At 54.6% G+C, this 17,659-nt stretch carries 16 protein-coding genes; 14 read left to right on the plus strand and 2 right to left on the minus strand.

Features of this window, described 5'->3' with window-relative positions; genetic code table 11:
• Positions 1–485: 485 nt before the first annotated feature.
• The 13 genes from ilvD to FHS90_RS04915 all read left to right on the plus strand — a co-directional run bounded on the left by ilvD (position 486) and on the right by FHS90_RS04915 (position 14,753).
• Entirely contained in the window at positions 486–2,207 is a 1,722-nt protein-coding gene (gene ilvD / locus FHS90_RS04860; protein ID WP_182512146.1) for a dihydroxy-acid dehydratase, read from the plus strand.
• On the plus strand, positions 2,170–3,903 hold the full coding sequence (ilvB, locus tag FHS90_RS04865; RefSeq protein ID WP_182512148.1) for a biosynthetic-type acetolactate synthase large subunit: 1,734 nt from the start codon (positions 2,170–2,172) through the stop codon (positions 3,901–3,903). The genes ilvD and ilvB overlap by 38 nt, the downstream gene beginning before the upstream one ends.
• 21 nt (positions 3,904–3,924) lie before the next feature.
• Complete coding sequence (ilvN, locus tag FHS90_RS04870) at positions 3,925–4,533, plus strand: acetolactate synthase small subunit (RefSeq protein WP_123134786.1); 609 nt, start codon at positions 3,925–3,927, stop codon at positions 4,531–4,533.
• A 331-nt stretch (positions 4,534–4,864) separates the two neighbouring features.
• The gene (gene ilvC, locus FHS90_RS04875; protein WP_066837499.1) at positions 4,865–5,908 is read left to right on the plus strand and encodes a ketol-acid reductoisomerase; all 1,044 of its coding nucleotides are present in this window, start codon (positions 4,865–4,867) and stop codon (positions 5,906–5,908) included.
• Between the two features lie 436 nt (positions 5,909–6,344).
• Entirely contained in the window at positions 6,345–7,616 is a 1,272-nt protein-coding gene (ilvA, locus tag FHS90_RS04880; RefSeq protein ID WP_182512150.1) for a threonine ammonia-lyase IlvA, read from the plus strand.
• A gap of 296 nt (positions 7,617–7,912) precedes the next feature.
• Entirely contained in the window at positions 7,913–8,893 is a 981-nt protein-coding gene (locus FHS90_RS04885; RefSeq protein WP_246386672.1) for a glycerophosphodiester phosphodiesterase, read from the plus strand.
• A gap of 437 nt (positions 8,894–9,330) precedes the next feature.
• On the plus strand, positions 9,331–9,966 hold the full coding sequence (locus tag FHS90_RS22220) for an ATP-binding cassette domain-containing protein (protein WP_220482988.1): 636 nt from the start codon (positions 9,331–9,333) through the stop codon (positions 9,964–9,966).
• Positions 9,967–9,974: 8 nt separating this feature from the next.
• Positions 9,975–10,841, plus strand: coding sequence for an ABC transporter ATP-binding protein (locus tag FHS90_RS22225; RefSeq protein ID WP_220482989.1), 867 nt, complete (start codon positions 9,975–9,977; stop codon positions 10,839–10,841).
• Between the two features lie 171 nt (positions 10,842–11,012).
• Positions 11,013–11,813, plus strand: a complete 801-nt coding sequence (locus FHS90_RS04895; RefSeq protein ID WP_066837490.1) for a phosphatase PAP2 family protein — start codon at positions 11,013–11,015, stop codon at positions 11,811–11,813.
• 77 nt (positions 11,814–11,890) lie between these two features.
• Positions 11,891–12,184 (plus strand): hypothetical protein, encoded by a 294-nt coding sequence (locus tag FHS90_RS04900; protein WP_182512151.1) that lies wholly within the window; start codon positions 11,891–11,893, stop codon positions 12,182–12,184.
• Between the two features lie 2 nt (positions 12,185–12,186).
• Positions 12,187–12,516, plus strand: a complete 330-nt coding sequence (locus tag FHS90_RS04905; RefSeq protein WP_182512153.1) for a hypothetical protein — start codon at positions 12,187–12,189, stop codon at positions 12,514–12,516.
• A 67-nt stretch (positions 12,517–12,583) separates the two neighbouring features.
• Positions 12,584–13,645: an MJ1255/VC2487 family glycosyltransferase gene (locus FHS90_RS04910; protein WP_066838596.1), complete on the plus strand. Its 1,062-nt coding sequence runs from the start codon at positions 12,584–12,586 to the stop codon at positions 13,643–13,645.
• Positions 13,646–14,033: 388 nt separating this feature from the next.
• Entirely contained in the window at positions 14,034–14,753 is a 720-nt protein-coding gene (locus FHS90_RS04915; RefSeq protein WP_182512155.1) for a TIGR04283 family arsenosugar biosynthesis glycosyltransferase, read from the plus strand.
• Between the two features lie 72 nt (positions 14,754–14,825).
• Here the strand turns inward: FHS90_RS04915 and FHS90_RS04920 are convergent, their stop codons facing one another.
• Both FHS90_RS04920 and FHS90_RS04925 read right to left on the minus strand, forming a co-directional pair.
• Entirely contained in the window at positions 14,826–15,698 is an 873-nt protein-coding gene (locus tag FHS90_RS04920; RefSeq protein WP_066838591.1) for a prephenate dehydrogenase, read from the minus strand.
• 188 nt (positions 15,699–15,886) lie between these two features.
• Positions 15,887–16,171, minus strand: coding sequence for a GNAT family N-acetyltransferase (locus FHS90_RS04925; protein WP_066838589.1), 285 nt, complete (start codon positions 16,169–16,171; stop codon positions 15,887–15,889).
• 185 nt (positions 16,172–16,356) lie between these two features.
• On the opposite strand from FHS90_RS04925, the gene FHS90_RS04930 reads away from it, so the two are divergent.
• Positions 16,357–17,313: a CvpA family protein gene (locus tag FHS90_RS04930; RefSeq protein ID WP_182512158.1), complete on the plus strand. Its 957-nt coding sequence runs from the start codon at positions 16,357–16,359 to the stop codon at positions 17,311–17,313.
• Positions 17,314–17,659 lie beyond the last annotated feature (346 nt).

A 17,659-nucleotide genomic window follows, 5' to 3' on the forward strand; every position in this document is an offset into this window, starting at 1 on the left:
GCCCCTCTCCCACGGAGAGGGGAGAACGGAAATGCGTTTTTGGCCTGTTTTTCAGAAAATAAGCCGAAAACGGAAAATGGAATGTAACCTGTTTACTATGGGCGCGGGAGTTACTTCCGTGACTAACAGAATAAAATATTTCTGTTTCCTTGGTTTATCCCCTGACAGACCGAGGAAGATGGATACACCAATATGTTTTCGGGCTGATTTCCAGAAAGTAGACCAAAAACGGAAAATAAACTAATCCCAATTGGCGCGAGACTCCGGTCTCATATCAAGAGATAAAGCGAGTCTCCAGACTCGCCGGGAAACAAAAGTGGAGCACTGGAGTCTGGAGACTCGCACCAGTTAAAATTAAAAGAATTCGTTTCCGGCCTGTTTTTTAGAAAGTAGGCCAAAAACGCAATAACATTTAAAAAACGCTTTACCGCAAAGCTCCCCTCTCCGTGGGAGAGGGGCCGGGGGTGAGGTAAAAATAGCAAACCATGGCTCTAAATAAATACAGCGGCATCTACACCAAAGACGACAGCCTTCCTGCCTCGCAGGCCATGCTGATTGGCTCAGGGGTGAAAGAAGAAGACCTGCGCAAACCGTTTGTGGGCATCTGCTCTACCGGCTTTGAGGGGAACACCTGCAACATGCACCTGAACGGCTTAGCCGATGCAGTGAAAATAGGCGTGCAGGCCAACGGCATGGTAGGCCTGCGGTTCAACACCATAGGCGTGAGCGACGGTATTACCAATGGTAACGCGGGCATGCGCTATTCTCTGGTGAGTAGAGAACTGATTGCTGATTCCATTGAAGCCATGGCCGGTGCGCATTACTATGATGCGGTGGCCACGGTGGTAGGCTGTGACAAGAACATGCCAGGTGCCCTGATTGCCATGGCGCGCCTCAACCGCCCGTCCGTCATGATTTACGGCGGTACCATCAAAGGCGGCGAGTACAAAGGCCAGAAGCTGAACATTGTTTCCTGCTTCGAAGCCTACGGCAAGAAACTGAACGGCACTATCTCAGACGAAGATTACCGCGGCATCATCCGGAACGCATGTCCGGGTCCGGGTGCCTGCGGCGGAATGTACACGGCCAACACCATGGCGGCCGCTATTGAGACCCTGGGCATGAGCCTGCCTTTCTCGTCTTCGGCCACGGCCGTGAGCCCAGAGAAAAACCAGGAAGCGCTTGATACCGGTGCCTATATTCTGAACCTGCTGGAGAAAGACATCAAGCCAAGAGACATCTTAACCCGTGAGGCCTTTGAAAATGCGCTGGTCATGATTACGGTACTGGGCGGTTCTACCAATGCCGTACTGCATCTCATCGCCATTGCCCATGCGGCGGGCGTGCACCTCACCATGGAAGATTTCCAGGACGTGAGCAACCGCGTGCCGGTGTTGGCCGATTTGAAACCGAGCGGCAAGTACCTCATGGAAGACCTTTCCGCCTTGGGCGGCGTGCCGGCGGTGCAGAAAACATTGCTGGAGGCGGGTTTACTGAACGGCGATTTACTGACCGTGACGGGCAAAACCCTCGCGGAAAACCTAGAAAATGTAAAACCACTGGGCGCGGAGCAGGACTTGCTGAGACCGCTTTCCAACCCCATCAAATCAGACGGCCATATCCAAATCCTGTATGGCAACCTGGCCAGCAAAGGAGCGGTGGCCAAGATTTCGGGGAAAGAAGGCTTGCGGTTTGAAGGTCCGGCCATTGTGTTTAACTCTGAAGAAGAACTGAATGACGGCATCGCCGCTGGTAAGATTCAACCGGGTCAGGTCGTCGTCATAAGGTACGTGGGGCCTAAAGGCGGTCCGGGCATGCCCGAAATGCTGAAACCCACCTCGGCCATCATGGGTGCCGGTTTAGGCGATAAAGTAGCCCTCATAACTGATGGTCGCTTCTCAGGTGGGACCCACGGGTTTGTGATAGGCCACGTGAGCCCCGAAGCCTACGACGGCGGTACCATTGCCCTGGTAGAAGACGGCGACTGGATTGTGCTGGACGCCTCCACCAACACCATAGACGTGCAGCTAGACGAAGCTGAATTAACTGCCCGCAGAAGCGTGTGGCAACGCCCGAAAGCCAACGTGCAGAGCGGGGTATTGTTGAAATACATTAGAACGGTAAGTGATGCCAGCCACGGTTGTATCACCGATTTACAAGACGAAGCCTATGTTAACGCAAGAGAAACAAGCCCCAGCCTTGCCTGAGACAGACACCATGATGAGCGGTAGCCAGGCGCTACTGCACGGCTTCGTGGTGGAAGGTGTAGACACCATCTTCGGCTATCCGGGTGGAGCCATCATGCCCATCTATGATGCGCTCTATGACTTTGAAGGCGACTTAAAACACATCTTGGTGCGCCACGAGCAAGGTGGCATTCATGCCGGTCAGGGCTACGCCCGAAGCTCCGGCAAAGTAGGCGTGGTGTTCGCGACTAGTGGGCCCGGTGCTACCAACTTAGTGACTGGCCTCGCCGATGCCTTGATTGACTCCACGCCTTTGGTCTGCATCACAGGTCAGGTATTCGCGCACTTGCTGGGCACCGATGCGTTTCAGGAAGCCGATGTGATTGGCATCACCACCCCCGTCACCAAGTGGAATTACCAGATAACCGATGCCACCGAGATTCCTGAGGTATTAGCCAAGGCTTTTCACATTGCCCGCAGCGGTCGTCCTGGTCCGGTGTTGATTGACATTACCAAAAACGCGCAGCTGCAGAAGTTTGCGTTCAAAGGCTACACGCCGTGTGACCACATCCGCAGCTATCGGCCCAAGCCCATTGTGCGCAAAGAATACATTCGCCAGGCGGCGGAATTAATTAACAAAGCCAAGAAGCCGTTTGTGCTTTGGGGGCAGGGCGTGATGCTCGGCTCCGCCGAACAAGAATTTAAGGCGTTCCTGGAGAAAACAGGAATTCCGGCGGCCTGGACCATCATGGGCGCGGGTGCTTTGCCTACTGATCACCCGCAGAACGTAGGCATGCTGGGCATGCACGGCAACTACGGCCCCAACGTGATGACCAACGAGTGTGATGTCTTGATTGCCATAGGCATGCGCTTTGATGACCGCGTGACTGGCCGTTTAGACAAATATGCCAAGCAGGCGCAAGTTATTCACCTGGACATTGACCCAGCCGAGATTGACAAGAATGTGAAGACCACCGTGCCGGTGTGGGGCGACTGCAAAGAAACCTTACCGTTGCTCACCCAGATGGTGGAAACCAAACAGCACACCGAGTGGCTGGCCAAATTCCGGGAGTTCGAACAGCAGGAAATTGACGCTGTCATCAGAGAAGAGTTGTTCCCCACCAGCGATGAGATGACCATGGGCGAGGTGATTCAACAACTGAACGAACTCACCAACGGCGACGCCATCATTGTCACCGATGTGGGGCAGCACCAGATGGTGGCCTGCCGCTACGCCAAGTTGAACCAGACCCGCAGCAACATTACCAGCGGCGGCTTGGGCACCATGGGCTTCGCCTTACCGGCCGCCATCGGGGCCAAGTTTGGCGCACCGGACAGAACCGTGGTGGCCGTGATTGGCGATGGCGGCGTGCAGATGACCATTCAGGAACTGGGCACCATTATGCAGAGCGGCATTGACGTGAAAATCCTGATTCTGAACAACCAGTTCCTGGGTATGGTGCGCCAGTGGCAGGAGCTATTCCATGAGCGCCGCTACTCGTTCGTGGACATCACCAGCCCAGATTACGTGACGGTAGCCAAAGGCTACGGCATACCGGGCCGCAGCATCAACCAGCGCGAAAACCTGGTAGAGGCGTTGCAGCAAATGCTCACCAATCCTGGTTCTTTCCTCTTGGAGGTGATGGTGACCAAAGAGAACAACGTGTTCCCCATGGTGCCACAGGGTTGCAGCGTGAGTGAAATCAGATTGAAATAACCTTGCTAAACCTATAAGAAGATGAGTGAGCAAGCGCCCATAGAACGGCAGGAATACAACATCACGGTGTACACAGAGAACCAGATTGGGTTGCTCAACCGCATCGCCATGATATTCTCCCGCCGCAAGATGAACATTGAGAGCCTCAACACCTCGCCCAGTGAGATTGAGGGAATCCACCGCTTCAACATTGTGGTACACGAAACCGAAGAGGTGGTGAGCAAAATTGCCCGCCAGATTGAGAAGCAGGTAGAGGTGCTCAAAGTGTACTTCAACACCAACGAGGACGTGATTTGGCAGGAGATGGCGCTCTACAAAGTGCCTACTGATATTGTGGCTGAGAAAGCCAAAGTGGAGCGGCTGCTGCGCGAAAACGGAGCCCGCGTGGTGGTGATCAGAAAAGACTACACCGTCTTTGAAACCACCGGCCACCGCGAGGAAACCGACAACCTGATCAAGATTCTGCAGCCGTTCGGGCTGATAGAGTTTGTGCGCAGCGCCCGCATCGCCATCATCAAAGACAGCGACGGCTTCAACCGCAAACTGCGCGAGTTTGAACGCGCCGAGCCGGGCCATGAAGTCATGGAAAACGAGTTCCTGAACAGCCGCGAGAAGGTGTTCAGCATGTAATTCCGCGCAGCGGAGGAAAAAATACAAAGCCGTTTTTAGCCTGTTTTTCAGAAAAGAGGCCAAAAACAGAAAGTCTGTAACTACCTGGCGCGAGACTCTAGTCTCGTGACAAAGGATGAAGCGAGTCTCCAGACTCGCCGGGAACCACTAGTAAAAGTAATGGGAGTCTGGAGACTCCACGCATCCATCGGCACGAGTCTGGAGACTCGCGCCAGAGATAAAAAAGCCGTTTAGGGGCTATTTCCCCAAAAACAGCTCCTAAACGCAAAGAGCTCAGAAGGGCTCTTTTAGAAGTGTAAATCATCTTAAAACCTTTATTAGCTACAGTAAAATGGCAAAGATTAATTTCGGCGGTGTAGAAGAAACCGTGGTAACCCGCGATGAATATCCGTTGGCAAAAGCCCAAGAGACCCTGAAAGACGAAGTGATTGCGGTGATTGGCTACGGCGTGCAAGGTCCGGGTCAGGCATTGAACATGCGCGACAATGGCTTCAAGGTGATTGTGGGCCAGCGCAAGGATTCAGCCTCTTGGGAGAAAGCCAAGCAAGACGGTTTTGTAGAAGGCGAGACGTTGTTCTCTATTGAAGAAGCCGTTGAGCGCGGAACCATCATCTGCAACCTGTTGTCAGACGCCGGTCAGATTGCCGTGTGGCCCACCATCAAAGAAAGACTGAAGCCAGGCAACACCCTGTATTTCTCGCACGGCTTCGGGATCACCTTCAAAGAGCAAACCAACATTGTTCCGCCCGCTGATGTGGATGTGATTCTGGTAGCTCCTAAAGGAAGCGGCACCAGCCTGCGCCGTCTGTTCCTGGCCGGCAGCGGCCTGAACTCATCGTTTGCGGTGTTCCAGGATGCCACCGGTAAAGCCTATGAAAAAGCTATTGCTATGGGGATTGGCGTTGGTTCTGGTTACCTGTTCGAGACCGATTTCAAAAAAGAAGTATACTCTGACTTAACCGGTGAGCGCGGTGTGTTGATGGGTGCTTTGGCGGGTATCATTGAAGCCCAGTACCAGGTGTTGCGTCAGCGCGGTCACTCTCCGTCTGAGGCGTTTAATGAGACGGTGGAAGAACTGACCCAAAGCTTAGTGCCATTGGTAGGCGAGAACGGTATGGACTGGATGTTCAGCAACTGCTCGGTAACCGCCCAGCGCGGCGCTTTAGATTGGAAAGGCAAATTCCGAGAGGCTACTCTTCCGGTATTGAATGAACTGTATGACAGCGTGGCTTCTGGCCAGGAAGCGGCCCGTACCATTCAGCGCGGTTCAACCCCAGGCTACCGTGCCGAGCTGGAAGCCGAGTTGGCGGAGGTGCGTGAGTCTGAGTTATGGCAGACCGGGGCTACCGTAAGAAAACTGCGTTCCGGCAGATAGAACTTTCCCTCATCAGAGGAAAAGCAAATTGGTTGAAATACATTTTGGGCCTGTTTTCCAGAAAACAGGCCCAAAGTAGAAAAGCCTGTGAAGTCTCTTAGGCTTCACAGGCTTTTACCCAACTGGATCCAACTGGCGCGAGTCTCCAGACTCGTGACAAAAGATGATGCTAGTCTCCAGACTCGCCGGGAGCCACGAGTAGGATTTTGACGAATGGAGTCTGGAAACTACCTCCCCCGGTCTGTCCCCTAACAGACCGAAAAGGCACTGATTCGAAGTGCGTTGGTCTGTCAGGAGTTAGACCAAGCGTAAAATGGGAGTCTGGAGACTCCACCCATCCATCGGCACGAGTCTGAAGACTCGCGCCAGGGAAAAAGGTACTTGTTTTAGGGCTTGTTTTCTGAAAACAGGACAAAAGCAGAAAGAGGAATTCACCATGCAAAAAGAGACAGCTTCCCCAGAAACCGCGGTGGCATTAGGCAATGTAGAGAAGGCGGCCAAGAACCTGAAAGGGGTGATCTATAAAACGCCCCTGATGAAGAACCTGTGGCTGTCTGAGACCTACGGGGCGGAGATCTATCTGAAGCGGGAAGACCTGCAGGTGGTGCGTTCCTACAAAATCAGAGGGGCGTATAACAAAATTTCGTCGCTTTCTGCCGAGGAAAGGGCGGGGGAGATTGTCTGCTCCAGCGCCGGAAACCACGCACAGGGCGTGGCCTATGCCTGCCAATTGCTGGGCATCAAAGGCTACATCTTCATGCCGGCCCAAACGCCCGCCCAGAAGGTGAACAAAGTGCGCCTCTTCGGGAAAGACATGGTGGAGGTGGTGCTCACCGGTGACACGTATGATGACACGTTCAAAGCCGCCAAAGAATTCTGCGACGGGCGCGGCAGCACCTTCATTCCGCCGTTTGATGACCTGGCTATTGTAGAAGGCCAGGCCACCGTGGGGCTGGAGATTTTCAAAGACGCTGATTTTGCCATTGATTACCTGTTCATGCCCATTGGCGGGGGCGGGTTGGCCTCTGGCGTCTCTAGTGTGTTCAAGCAGGTGAGCCCCAACACCAAACTGATTGGGGTACAGCCGCTGGGCGCGCCGTCTATGTACCGGTCCATTAAAGAAGATCAGCGTCAGGCGCTGGAGACCATTGACTCGTTTGTAGATGGGGCGGCCGTGAAATGTCCCGGTGAGATCACATTTGAGATCTGCCGGGAACTGCTGGATGACGTGGTGCTGGTGCCCGAAGGCCAAATCTGCGAAGACATTCTCAAGATGTACAATGAGGAAGGCGTGGTATTGGAACCGGCCGGCACCTTGAGCATTTCGGCTCTAAAAGATTTCGCGGGGGAAATCAAAGGTAAAAACGTGGTATGCGTGATCAGCGGCAGCAACAATGACATCACCCGCATGGAGGATATCAAGGAGCGCGCCCTGCAGCACCAGGGCCTCAAGCACTACTTCATGGTCACGTTCAACCAGAAGCCCGGGGCGCTGCGCACCTTCGTGAACCGCGTGCTGCACCCAGAAGATGACATCATCCATTTCCAGTACATCAAGAAGAACAACAAGGAGAAAGGCCCCGTGTTCATTGGGGTAGAGGTGAAGCACCCGCAGGATGTGGAAGCCATCAAACTGCGCATGCTGGAGGAAGGCTTCGCCTATGAGTACCTCAACGGCCGGCAGGATTTTCTGAACCTGTTTGTATAAGAGTTCATTTTAGTTTGTTTAGAGTACGCTTAACAGTTCGTTTAAAGTTAGTGTTGTGTGTTGTGTAGAATGCCCTGCTGCCGAAAGGTGGTGGGGTATTCGCTTTTAGACATTCCTTGGAGCCGTTTTTCAGAAAACAGCCCCAAAACAGAAACTTTTCCCTTCTTATTACTGGCATGAAAGCAGATATAGTACTTACTTGTAAACCTTCACTGAACCTGTTTCTTATGAGACTTCGCACCCCTGTTGCCAGATTGTTTTTTGTATTCTGTACCCTCCTGTTACCCTCTGTGGCCATGGCTCAAGCCCCCATCACCCTCTCTAACTTTTCCTATACCCCGCAGAACCTGGTGGTGGGGAAAGTGATGCCCGTTTCAAAAGGAGCGGGTACGCCCCAGGTGAAACTCTCTAAAGAAAGTGCGCGGCTGTTTGAGTTAAGCAAAGACAAGACGCTCAAGGTAAAGAAGGCGGCAGCGTCTACCCCGCAGAGCCAATGGCTGGAGGTAGTGCTGGAGGCAGCCGGAAAGCAGTATTCCTTCAGAATTGTGAAGGACGAATTCATCAAAAACAAAGTCATTGCCCACCGCGGCGCCTGGAAAAACACCGGTGCCCCTGAGAACTCCATTGGCGCGCTACAGCATGCCATCCGGTTGGGCTGCACCGGAAGCGAGTTTGACGTGCACATGTCGGTAGATTCTGTGCTGTTTGTGAACCATGACCATGACATCAAGGGGCTGCACATTGAAAAGACCCCGGCGGCTGAGCTGGCTAAGGTGAAATTACCCAACGGGGAGAGCCTGCCAACGCTGGAGGCATACCTCAACGCGGGCTTGAACCAGAACAAAACCAGGCTCATCCTGGAAATAAAACCTTCGGCCATCAGCAAGGAGCGGGGGCAGGCGCTGGCGCAGAAGGTGGTGGAGATGGTGCAGCGGCAGCAGGCCCAGGGCTGGGTTGACTACATCAGCTTTGACTATGCCATCCTGAAAAAGGTGCTGGAGCTGGAGCCCTCTGCCCATGTCTCTTACCTGAACGGGGAGAAAACGCCTACCCAACTCGCCCAAGACCAGATGTACGGCTTTGACTACCACCAGAGCGTGGTGCAGAAGAACCCTGATTGGATTGCAGAGGCCCACCGCCTGCACCTCACCGTCAACGTCTGGACGGTCAATGACCCCAACATCATGGACTGGCTCCTGGAGCGCAACGCAGATTTTATCACCACCAATGAACCGGAACTCCTGCTGCAGAAGGTGAATTCACCCAAGGCAAAGTAATTTCCAAAGGTGGGGTAAGATCCTGCCAAACCGGTAAGGTATCCTTTCCCACCGGGATCTCATTCTTACCCATTTTCCCGCTTGGCAGGCAGACCGTTAACCTCTAACGGTGAAGCTGTTCATGTTTTAGCACAGGTTAGGGCGCAAGCGTGCGCTTGAGCCTTTAAGAGAAGCAAGCTGCTGTTTTGGGGCTGTTTTTTGGAAAGTAGCCCCAAAACGCAGGAACTGGAATTTTGGCTTAGCCACTACACCGCCGTTACCGGAAAGTCTTGGTGCAGATGCTGTTTCTGACCTGTTTTGGTCAAATCAGCCCTAAAACAGAGGGGTGAGAGCTGTCTTGTTTCAGTTTCTGATTGCTGGCTAACCGGCTGAACCTTTACCCATGGAACACCCTGTGCGTCTACTGCGCCAGCTTACTTTATACACCCGTTTCCCCAATGCCCCGCTCATTCCTTTCGCTTCAGAATGTTACCATTCGGCACCAGAACCACCATGTGTTTCAAGACCTGACGTTTGAGGTGCAGCCCAGGGAGCAGTGGGCGCTGGTAGGGGGGAGTGGCGCGGGCAAGACCAGCCTGCTGCGGGCCATTGCGGGGGAGTTGCCCCTGGTGGGCGGCCGGGTGACGCATGGGTTTCTGGAGGAATATCTGGAGAAAAACCCGGTTCAGGACTCCTTCTTCACCTATAAAAGCCTGGTGGCGTTGGTAGGCCAGAAGCACCGTTTCAAATCATTGTCTACCAACACCGGCTCCTTTTACTACCAGCAGCGCTACCATGCCGCAGACGCAGAGGACGCTCCCACGGTGGCAGCGTATCTGGCCGAAATAGACACAGTTTCAACCGCTGCCAAAACCTGGACCATAGACCAGCTGGTGCAGCGGCTCCGGCTGCAGGGGCTAATGGCCAAGCAGCTGATCAAACTATCTAACGGCGAAACCAAGCGCCTGCTACTGGCCCAGGCACTGCTGAAGCAGCCCAAACTCCTGCTGCTGGACATGCCCCTTACGGCCTTGATCTGGAGACCAGAACTAACTTTGATGAGCTGCTGGCCCACCTCATCGCCTCAGGGGTGACGGTGATCATGGCCACCTCACCTGATGAAATCCCGGCGTCTATCACCCATGTGGCGGTGCTGCAAAATGGGCAACTTATTTCGGCGCAGCCGAAGGAGCGGTATCAGGGCACTCCTGAACCTGAAGGGAACTCCCCCGCCTTAAATCCGGCGGGGTTGAACGATCTGTTGCCGGCCTCGCCCCCGGTTAGGTACCAAACCCTGGTAGAGTTAAAGGAGGTGACGGTGCGGTATGGGGAGAAGACGGTGCTGGACCAGGTCAACTGGCACGTGCGGCCGGGCGAACATTGGGCGCTCCTGGGGCACAACGGGGCCGGTAAAACCACGCTGCTGAGTCTGCTGAACGGAGATAACCCCCAGGCGTTCTCTAAAGACATTACACTTTTTGACCGGAAGCGCGGCACCGGTGAAACCCTCTGGGACATCCGGAAGAAAATTGGCTTTGTCTCGCCAGAGCTGTTCCAGTTCTTCCCGTACCAGAACACTTGCCTGGAGGTGGTGGAGTCTGGGTTTTATGACACGCTGGGGCTGCACCGGAAAAGCCAGCCCGGCAATGCGGCCCAAGCCCTTGCCTGGTTGGAGCTCCTGGGCATTGCGCAGGAAAAAGATAAACCGCTCCGGAATGTTTCAGCCAGTGTGCAGCGGCTGTGCCTTCTGGCGCGGGCGCTTATCAAGAATCCGGTGCTCCTCATCTTAGATGAACCCTGCCAGGGTATGGATGCGCAACAGCGGCAACGGTTCAAAGAACTGCTGGAGGTGATCTGCGCCCATAGCTCCACCACGCTGCTGTACGTGACGCACTATGCCCAGGAGATACCGGCTTGTGTGACCAGGGTGCTTCGGCTGGAGCAGGGAAAGGTGCAGGCCCTGGCGTAAACAATTTGCGTGCAATGCTGTATTTTCCCATTTTAAGCCCCCAACTTATCAGTAAGAATTTTTTGCGTAGAGTATGTTGACGTTTTTGATTGGTGAGGATCATTGGCCAGAGCTTTATGCTAACCGCTTTCATCAACTAAGACAAAGCTTAACCTGCTCTACAATTCACCCATGAGGAAACATTTAAGCCAAAACAAGTTTGCGCTGCTGCTCACGGCCGGGAGCTGGCTTCTGCTGGTTCTGGGGGTGTGGCTGCTGCCGGTGGCGTTCAGCGGCTACCTGCAGGAAGACCGGGATACCCTTTTCTGGTACGTGCTCTCACAGACCGGAGGCGTGTACGGTACCCCGGTGCTGGGAATTTTGCTGTGTCTGCTGGCCGCCAGGCAGCAGAGGGGGCTTAAGCTGCAGGCGCAGTCCTTTACGGTTGCCTTTTTGTTTCTGCTGTTCACGCTGGGCAGCATGGCCCTACTGAATGAGTACGTGATAAAGCCGCTCGCAGAGGTGCCGCGCCCCAGCCACCAGTTCCTGCTGGGTGGCAAAGGGCAGGAGGCGTCTCTGCTGGACACGTTTTACCTGCAAAGCGCTGAAGCGCGACGGCTCTACCTGGCCAAGTACCTGAGAAATAACCCGGAGAAGTATAGACAGATTTCTCCGCTGGTACTGGAGCATTGGGTGAGCGAGGCGGGTTATTCCTTTCCTTCGGGCCATTCCCAGAATGCTTTTCTGCTGGGTTCCATGCTGACCATGTGGCTGGGCCTCCAGCTGCCCCGCCGGCACCGCCCGTGGCTGGTGCTTCCTATGCTGTGGGCGGTGCTGGTGTGTATGTCACGGGTGGCCCTGGGCGTGCACTCTGAACTGGACGTCACCTTAGGGTCGGCAACGGGAATGTTGCTGGCGTACTTGTTTTCTTTGTCTGGGGTGTTGAAGAAGGCGTTCAGGGTGACTACGCACCCAGAGGGGGAACGGCTGTAAGGATCCATGGCTTTGGCTGTACCGCATGATTCAGGTATCTAGTATTATATATCATAGAAAGTTTATACCTTAAATAGATGAGACCAAAACTGTTCCTGCTGTTTCTTGCCCTGTGGTGCTATGGGACCAGCACAAAAGCTCAGGACACTTTGTACCTGGAGAAACCCCGTTGTTACGCCCAGCTAGGGTTGGGGTATCCACTCCCTAACCACAAGCAGCTGTCAGGAAATGTGGCAGTGGTGGTAGAAACAAAAAGGAACGTTGCCTATGGGCTGAGACTGTATGAATATACCTACCTGCACCCGGTGCCTTCCTCTGACCATGTAGACGAGAAATATGTGCCAATCATGAATACCATGAAATTACCCTGAGTGTGGGTAAAGTAATTCCCCTTCACCAGAAAATAGTTTTCACCACGTCTGTTGGCCCCTCTTATGTGAATTACAAAATGCCCTACAACGTGAAGAAGGTGCCTTCGCCTACCAATAGCTGGGGAGGGTTCTTTAATTATTCCATTTACGAATATGAGACCAGAAGATACCAGATGCTGGGCGGCAGCGTGCGGGGAGACCTGGCTCTCTACCCGGGGAGGAAGAGGAAAGTGGGAATGAGCCTGGGCGGGTTCTTTGGGTTCAATCATAAAATGACCCAGGGGGGAATAGATCTTAATCTGCTGATTGGCACCACCCTGCGCAAGAAGTAGAAAGTCAGTTAGAAATAAGAATGGCTGCAGCTTTTCAAAAACCTGGTAGCAAGCGAGAAATCACTACATGAAACTACTATACGGAGTACCCGGTGAGGGCATGGGCCACGCCACCCGAAGCAAAGTAATGATTACCCATCTGCTGGCGCAGGGGCATGACGTGCAGGTGGTGTCCAGTGCGCGGGCGTACCAGTTCCTGGACAAGGCGTTTCCTGGGCGGGTGCATGAGATACGTGGCTTTCACATTGCGTACCGCGATGCGGCGGTCTCAACGGTCAATACGGCATTGCTCACGCTTAAAACTGCCCCGGCTACGCTCAGGATGAACTTTAACCGGTACCGGCAGCTCATGGAGCAGTTTCAGCCGGAGGCGGTCATTTCAGATTTCGAGTCATTCAGCTATCTCTTTGCCAGGCACCACCGGCTGCCTGTTCTGAGCATTGACAACATGCAGGTCATTAACCGCTGCACCCTGGATGTACCCGTTCTACCCGAATGGAAAAGCAGTTTTCAGGTGGCCAAAAATGTAGTGAAGGCCAAGGTGCCCCGGGCCCATCATTACCTGGCCGCTTCTTTCTTTCCGGCTACCATCTGCAAACCCAACACCACGCTGGTGCCGCCCATTATCAGGGAGGAGATTCTGCAGGCCAAAACTAGCGTGGGAAACCATGTGCTGGTCTACCAATCCAGCACCAACCAGAAGAACCTGCTCCAGACGCTGCAGCAGTTACCGCAGGAGAGGTTTTACGTATACGGCTTCAACAAAGAAGAGCAGCACGGCAACGTGCAGCTGAAAGCCTTCAGCGAAGACGGGTTTATCCAGGATTTGTCTTCGGCGAAAGCCGTGGTGGCCAACGGCGGCTTCTCTTTGTTGAGCGAGGCGGTGTACCTGCACAAGCCCATCTGCTCTGTGCCCATTCCCAAACAGTTTGAGCAGTACCTGAACGCGGCTTACGTGCAGAAGCTGGGGTACGGGCGCTACTTCCCAGAGTTCACCGCAGACGGCCTGAAAGCGTTTCTGTATGATCTGCCGCTGTTCCAGCAAAACCTGGCGCAGTACCACCAGGAGGGTAACCAGACGCTGTTTCTTGAGGTAGACCGGCTGTTGGCGCAGCTGGGGGAGAGGTGATCGCTAAGTTTCCGGATTTTTCAGCAGTTAGTGATTGCCTGCCAGCGGCAAAAGCCAGGCACTAGAGCAGCTGTTGACTAATTCCTGTATTCTCATAATTGTTTGCCCCTTTCATTTTCTGGATGGGATGAGAGGGCGCAGGCGTTTGCCTGTGCCGCCGTTTCCGGGCTGTTTTCTGAAAAACAGCCCGGAAACAGGAAACCATCCTACCCTTACCGCACAAGCGTGCGCCCTGGATAAAACAAAAGGCACTGAATGGCATTGATGTCTGTTTTTGATCTGTTTTTAGAAAAACAAGCCAAAAACAGGGGGGAGCAGCGTCAGGGGGGAGAACGTACATCCAACTTTGGGCTGGCCGCCGTATTTACCTTATATTCTACACTGCGCCATGGAGCTAAGCATTATTATTCCCACCTATCAGGAGGCCAGTGGCATTGGGCGGTTGGTCTCCTTTCTTCTTGATCAGGCAATGGGCCAAAGGGGCGTGGAAGTGCTGGTGGTAGATGCCCAGAGTACAGACGGTACCCAGGGGGTGGCGCGGGCTGCGGGTGCCCGGGTGGTGGAGAGTGCCGTTAAGTCACGCGCGGTGCAGATGAACGTGGGCGCCCGGGCGGCGAACGGCAGAATCCTGTACTTTCTGCACGCAGACACTTATCCGCCGGCGGGGTTTATTCCGGCCATCATACAGGCGGTGCAACGGGGGCATGCGGCAGGCTGCTTCCGGCTGGCGTTTGACCTGCCCCACAGGTTTCTGCAGTTCTTCTGCTGGTTTACGCGGTTTAACGTTGGGTTCTTCCGGTTTGGGGATCAGAGCCTGTTTGTGCTGCGGGAGCTGTTTCTGCGGGAGAAGGGGTTCAAGGAAACCCTGTTGGTGATGGAAGACCAGGAACTGGTACGCCGCCTGCAGCGACAGACCCGCTTCACGGTGCTGCGCCAGCAGGTTACCACCTCGGCCAGGAAATACCGGGAGAACGGGGTGGTGCGCCTGCAGCTCATTTTCACGCTGCTCATGGGCATGTACTACCTGGGGTTTTCGCAGCAAAAGATAGTGGCCGTGTACCGGAGACTTATTCAGGAGAAACGCACCGCTTCCGCGGCCGCGGAATAATAATTTCTGTTTTGGGGCTGTTTTCAGAAAAACAGCCCCAAAACAGAAAGGCCTCCTAAACGTGCCAGACCGTTATTTAGCTGAGGCGCCCTGCGTGATCCCGTCCAGCACCGGCCTGATCTGGTTGGCCTGCCGCATCATCTCATACAGTTGCGCCGTGTCTTTCTGCTGCAGGCATTCCTGAAACTTCTGCAGGTGCTTGATGTACTCCTCCAGCGCGTGGCTCAGGAAGAAGGCGTTTTGCTCAAAGATGGGGGCCCACATGTCTGGGGAGCTTTTGGCCAGACGCACGGTTGAGGCAAAACCGGAGCCGGCCAGCATGAAGATATTCTTCTCGTCTTTCTCCACGTCCAGCACGGTGAGTCCCAGCAGAAAGGAGCTCACGTGAGACAGGTGCGAAATGTAGGCCACGTGCTTGTCATGTTCTTCGGCCTGCATGAACACGGTTTTCAGGCCCAGCAGGTCAAACAGCTCCAGGGCCACCTCTAAGGCAAACTCAGAAGACTTCTCCTTTTCACAGATGATGTTCATCTTGCCCTGGTACAAACCTTCCAGCGCCGCCTCTGGGCCCGAGTTCTCTGTGCCGGCAATGGGGTGGGCGGCCACAAACTGGGCACGTTTGGGATGGTCTTTCACCGCTTCGCAGAGCAGGCTTTTGGTAGACCCGAAGTCAATCACCACCGCCTGCGGGGGCACAAGGTCCAGCAGCTGGGGGAGCAGTTGCTGAATGGCCGTTACGGGTATGGCCAGCAGCACCACATCTGCCTGCGCCACCGCTTCACTCAGGGGAAGGACAGCGTCAACCAACTGCAGTTCCAGGGCGCGGGCGGCATGGTCAGCGTTCTGCTCCACCCCAATGAGGTGGGCGTCTGTTCCGGTTTTTCGTATGTCTCTGGCAACAGAACCGCCAATTAATCCGGTGCCTATGATGGTGAAAGTCTTCATGTGGTATGCGTACACAGCTAAGGCTGCAAGGTACTACAAAACTTTGTCTCCCGGCTTTCATCTGCGCGGCCTGCCAAAAGAAAATCAGCGGTTCAGGGGCTGGCTTTGGCCTGGCGGTTTAGGGGGCGGTGGTAGCTTCCTGTTTTGGGGCTGTTTTCAGGAAAACAGCCCCAAAACAGGAGTGGCATTCATTCTTCTGCCATAAACCTCTGGTACGCCGGGTGGCGTTTGGCGTAGGCTTCTACCACCGGGCAGGAGGGGACAAACCTGAGGTTTTTGGCCTGCACAAAGTCCAGCGCCGCTTTCACCAGCTGGTCGGCCAGGCCCTGGTTGCGGTACTCCTCTGGAATATAGGTGTAGTCCAGGTCCAGGACACCGTCTTCCAGGAGGGTATAGGTGAGTTCGGCCTCTTCTTCGCCCGCTGGGGCGTAAAACCGGAGGTCGTCCTCGTCATGGGTTACTTGTAAGATCATAGCTGTAGGTTTAGGGGCGTGTACGGGCAGAAGGGCAGGTGGGGTGTCTTTCTGTGGGGCTGTTGGTACTTTTCAGTAGATTGGGTATTTATTCAGTAACAGAAGATTGCCGCTTGAGGTAAAAGAAAGCACCTGCTCCCTTCTTCTTGGGTGCGCAAAGCGGAAAAAACCAAACCTGAGCCTGCATGAACTACATTGACCTTCTCTTGGCCTTCATTATTCTCTCCAGCCTCTTTACGGGCTGGTACCGGGGTTTTGTGTACGGCGTGCTGGATCTGGTGCGCTGGGTGGGGAGCCTGCTGATAGGCCTTCGGTTCTACCCCACCATGGCGCAATGGCTGGGCAAGCTGGTGGATTGGAGCCAGATCTGGCTGCTGCCGCTGTCTTTTTTCATAGTGGCGGTGCTGGCCAGTGTTTTGATCCAGAGTCTGGGCAACCTGCTTCTGGCGCAGCTGCCGCCGTCTGTGCATAGAAACAAGGGCAACCGGGTGCTGGGGCTGCTGCCGGGCTTTCTGAGCGGCGTGGTCACGGCGGCAATTATGGCAGTGCTGCTCATGGCGTTCCCGTTCTCTGGCGGTATCATTGACGAAGTGCGGGAGAGTGCCATTGCAAACAAACTGGCCACCTACACAGAGCGCGCCGAGTCTGCCCTGGCCCCGGTGTTTGACAAAGCCATTGACCGTACCATGAACAAACTGACAGTGGAGCCCGGCTCTTCTGAAAGCATTGAACTCCCCTACAAAGTGGCGAAATCTACCCCTGACCCGGAGTTGGAGGCCCAGATGCTGGAACTGATCAATGAGGAGCGGGCGGCAGAAGGGCTGGCTCCCCTGGTGGCTGACACGGCCTTGCGGCGGGTGGCCCGTCTGCATTCCACTGACATGTTCAGGCGCGGCTATTTCTCCCACTACACCCCAGAAGGCCTGAGCCCGTTTGACCGGATCAGGGAACACCGGGTGCCCTTTGTGGTGGCGGGTGAGAATTTGGCGTTAGCCCCCTCGCTGGAGGTGGCCCATGAAGGCCTCATGAACTCCCCCGGCCACCGCGCCAATATTCTGCGCAAACAGTTTGGGCGGGTGGGGATTGGCGTCATGAAAGGCGGGATTCACCAGCTCATGATCACCCAGAATTTCAGAAACTAGCCTCAGCATTCAGTGACAGCCCGGTCCGGTTTTCTGTTTTCGGCCTGTTTTCCAAAAGTAGCCCCAAAACAGAAGTTTTATTTTGACCTTGAGTAGCCAGCGGCATAGGGCGGGAGGGGGTAGCAGCGGGTGAAAAAGCCCGAATCAGGCCTGAAAATACCTAGTTTTAACTATTGTCCCGTGCTGGGTGCATCTCCTAACTTTGTTGGGTTTTGCGGCTGGTAGTGCGGCGGGGAAACTTCTGCTGAGTCTGGCGAAGGGTGAAAGGAGTCTGTTCATCTGCAGCTGGTCACGGCATGAGCGCCAGAACCTGCCCCTACGCCTGTCTTACCCATTTAACCCTTTA

It is taken from the genome of Rufibacter ruber (genome assembly GCF_014138425.1).
GTDB lineage: Bacteria > Bacteroidota > Bacteroidia > Cytophagales > Hymenobacteraceae > Nibribacter > Nibribacter ruber_C.

Excerpts from the sequence above, each read along its gene's own strand:
- ilvD (WP_182512146.1), top strand. The coding sequence starts at position 486 with ATGGCTCTAAATAAATACAGCGGCATCTACACCAAAGACGACAGCCTT.
- ilvB (WP_182512148.1), top strand. The coding sequence starts at position 2,170 with ATGTTAACGCAAGAGAAACAAGCCCCAGCCTTGCCTGAGACAGACACC.
- ilvN (WP_123134786.1), top strand. The coding sequence starts at position 3,925 with ATGAGTGAGCAAGCGCCCATAGAACGGCAGGAATACAACATCACGGTG.
- ilvC (WP_066837499.1), top strand. The coding sequence starts at position 4,865 with ATGGCAAAGATTAATTTCGGCGGTGTAGAAGAAACCGTGGTAACCCGC.
- ilvA (WP_182512150.1), top strand. The coding sequence starts at position 6,345 with ATGCAAAAAGAGACAGCTTCCCCAGAAACCGCGGTGGCATTAGGCAAT.
- FHS90_RS04885 (WP_246386672.1), top strand. The coding sequence starts at position 7,913 with ATGGCTCAAGCCCCCATCACCCTCTCTAACTTTTCCTATACCCCGCAG.
- FHS90_RS22220 (WP_220482988.1), top strand. The coding sequence starts at position 9,331 with ATGCCCCGCTCATTCCTTTCGCTTCAGAATGTTACCATTCGGCACCAG.
- FHS90_RS22225 (WP_220482989.1), top strand. The coding sequence starts at position 9,975 with ATGGCCACCTCACCTGATGAAATCCCGGCGTCTATCACCCATGTGGCG.
- FHS90_RS04895 (WP_066837490.1), top strand. The coding sequence starts at position 11,013 with ATGAGGAAACATTTAAGCCAAAACAAGTTTGCGCTGCTGCTCACGGCC.
- FHS90_RS04900 (WP_182512151.1), top strand. The coding sequence starts at position 11,891 with ATGAGACCAAAACTGTTCCTGCTGTTTCTTGCCCTGTGGTGCTATGGG.
- FHS90_RS04910 (WP_066838596.1), top strand. The coding sequence starts at position 12,584 with ATGAAACTACTATACGGAGTACCCGGTGAGGGCATGGGCCACGCCACC.
- FHS90_RS04915 (WP_182512155.1), top strand. The coding sequence starts at position 14,034 with ATGGAGCTAAGCATTATTATTCCCACCTATCAGGAGGCCAGTGGCATT.
- FHS90_RS04920 (WP_066838591.1), bottom strand. The coding sequence starts at position 15,698 with ATGAAGACTTTCACCATCATAGGCACCGGATTAATTGGCGGTTCTGTT.
- FHS90_RS04925 (WP_066838589.1), bottom strand. The coding sequence starts at position 16,171 with ATGATCTTACAAGTAACCCATGACGAGGACGACCTCCGGTTTTACGCC.
- FHS90_RS04930 (WP_182512158.1), top strand. The coding sequence starts at position 16,357 with ATGAACTACATTGACCTTCTCTTGGCCTTCATTATTCTCTCCAGCCTC.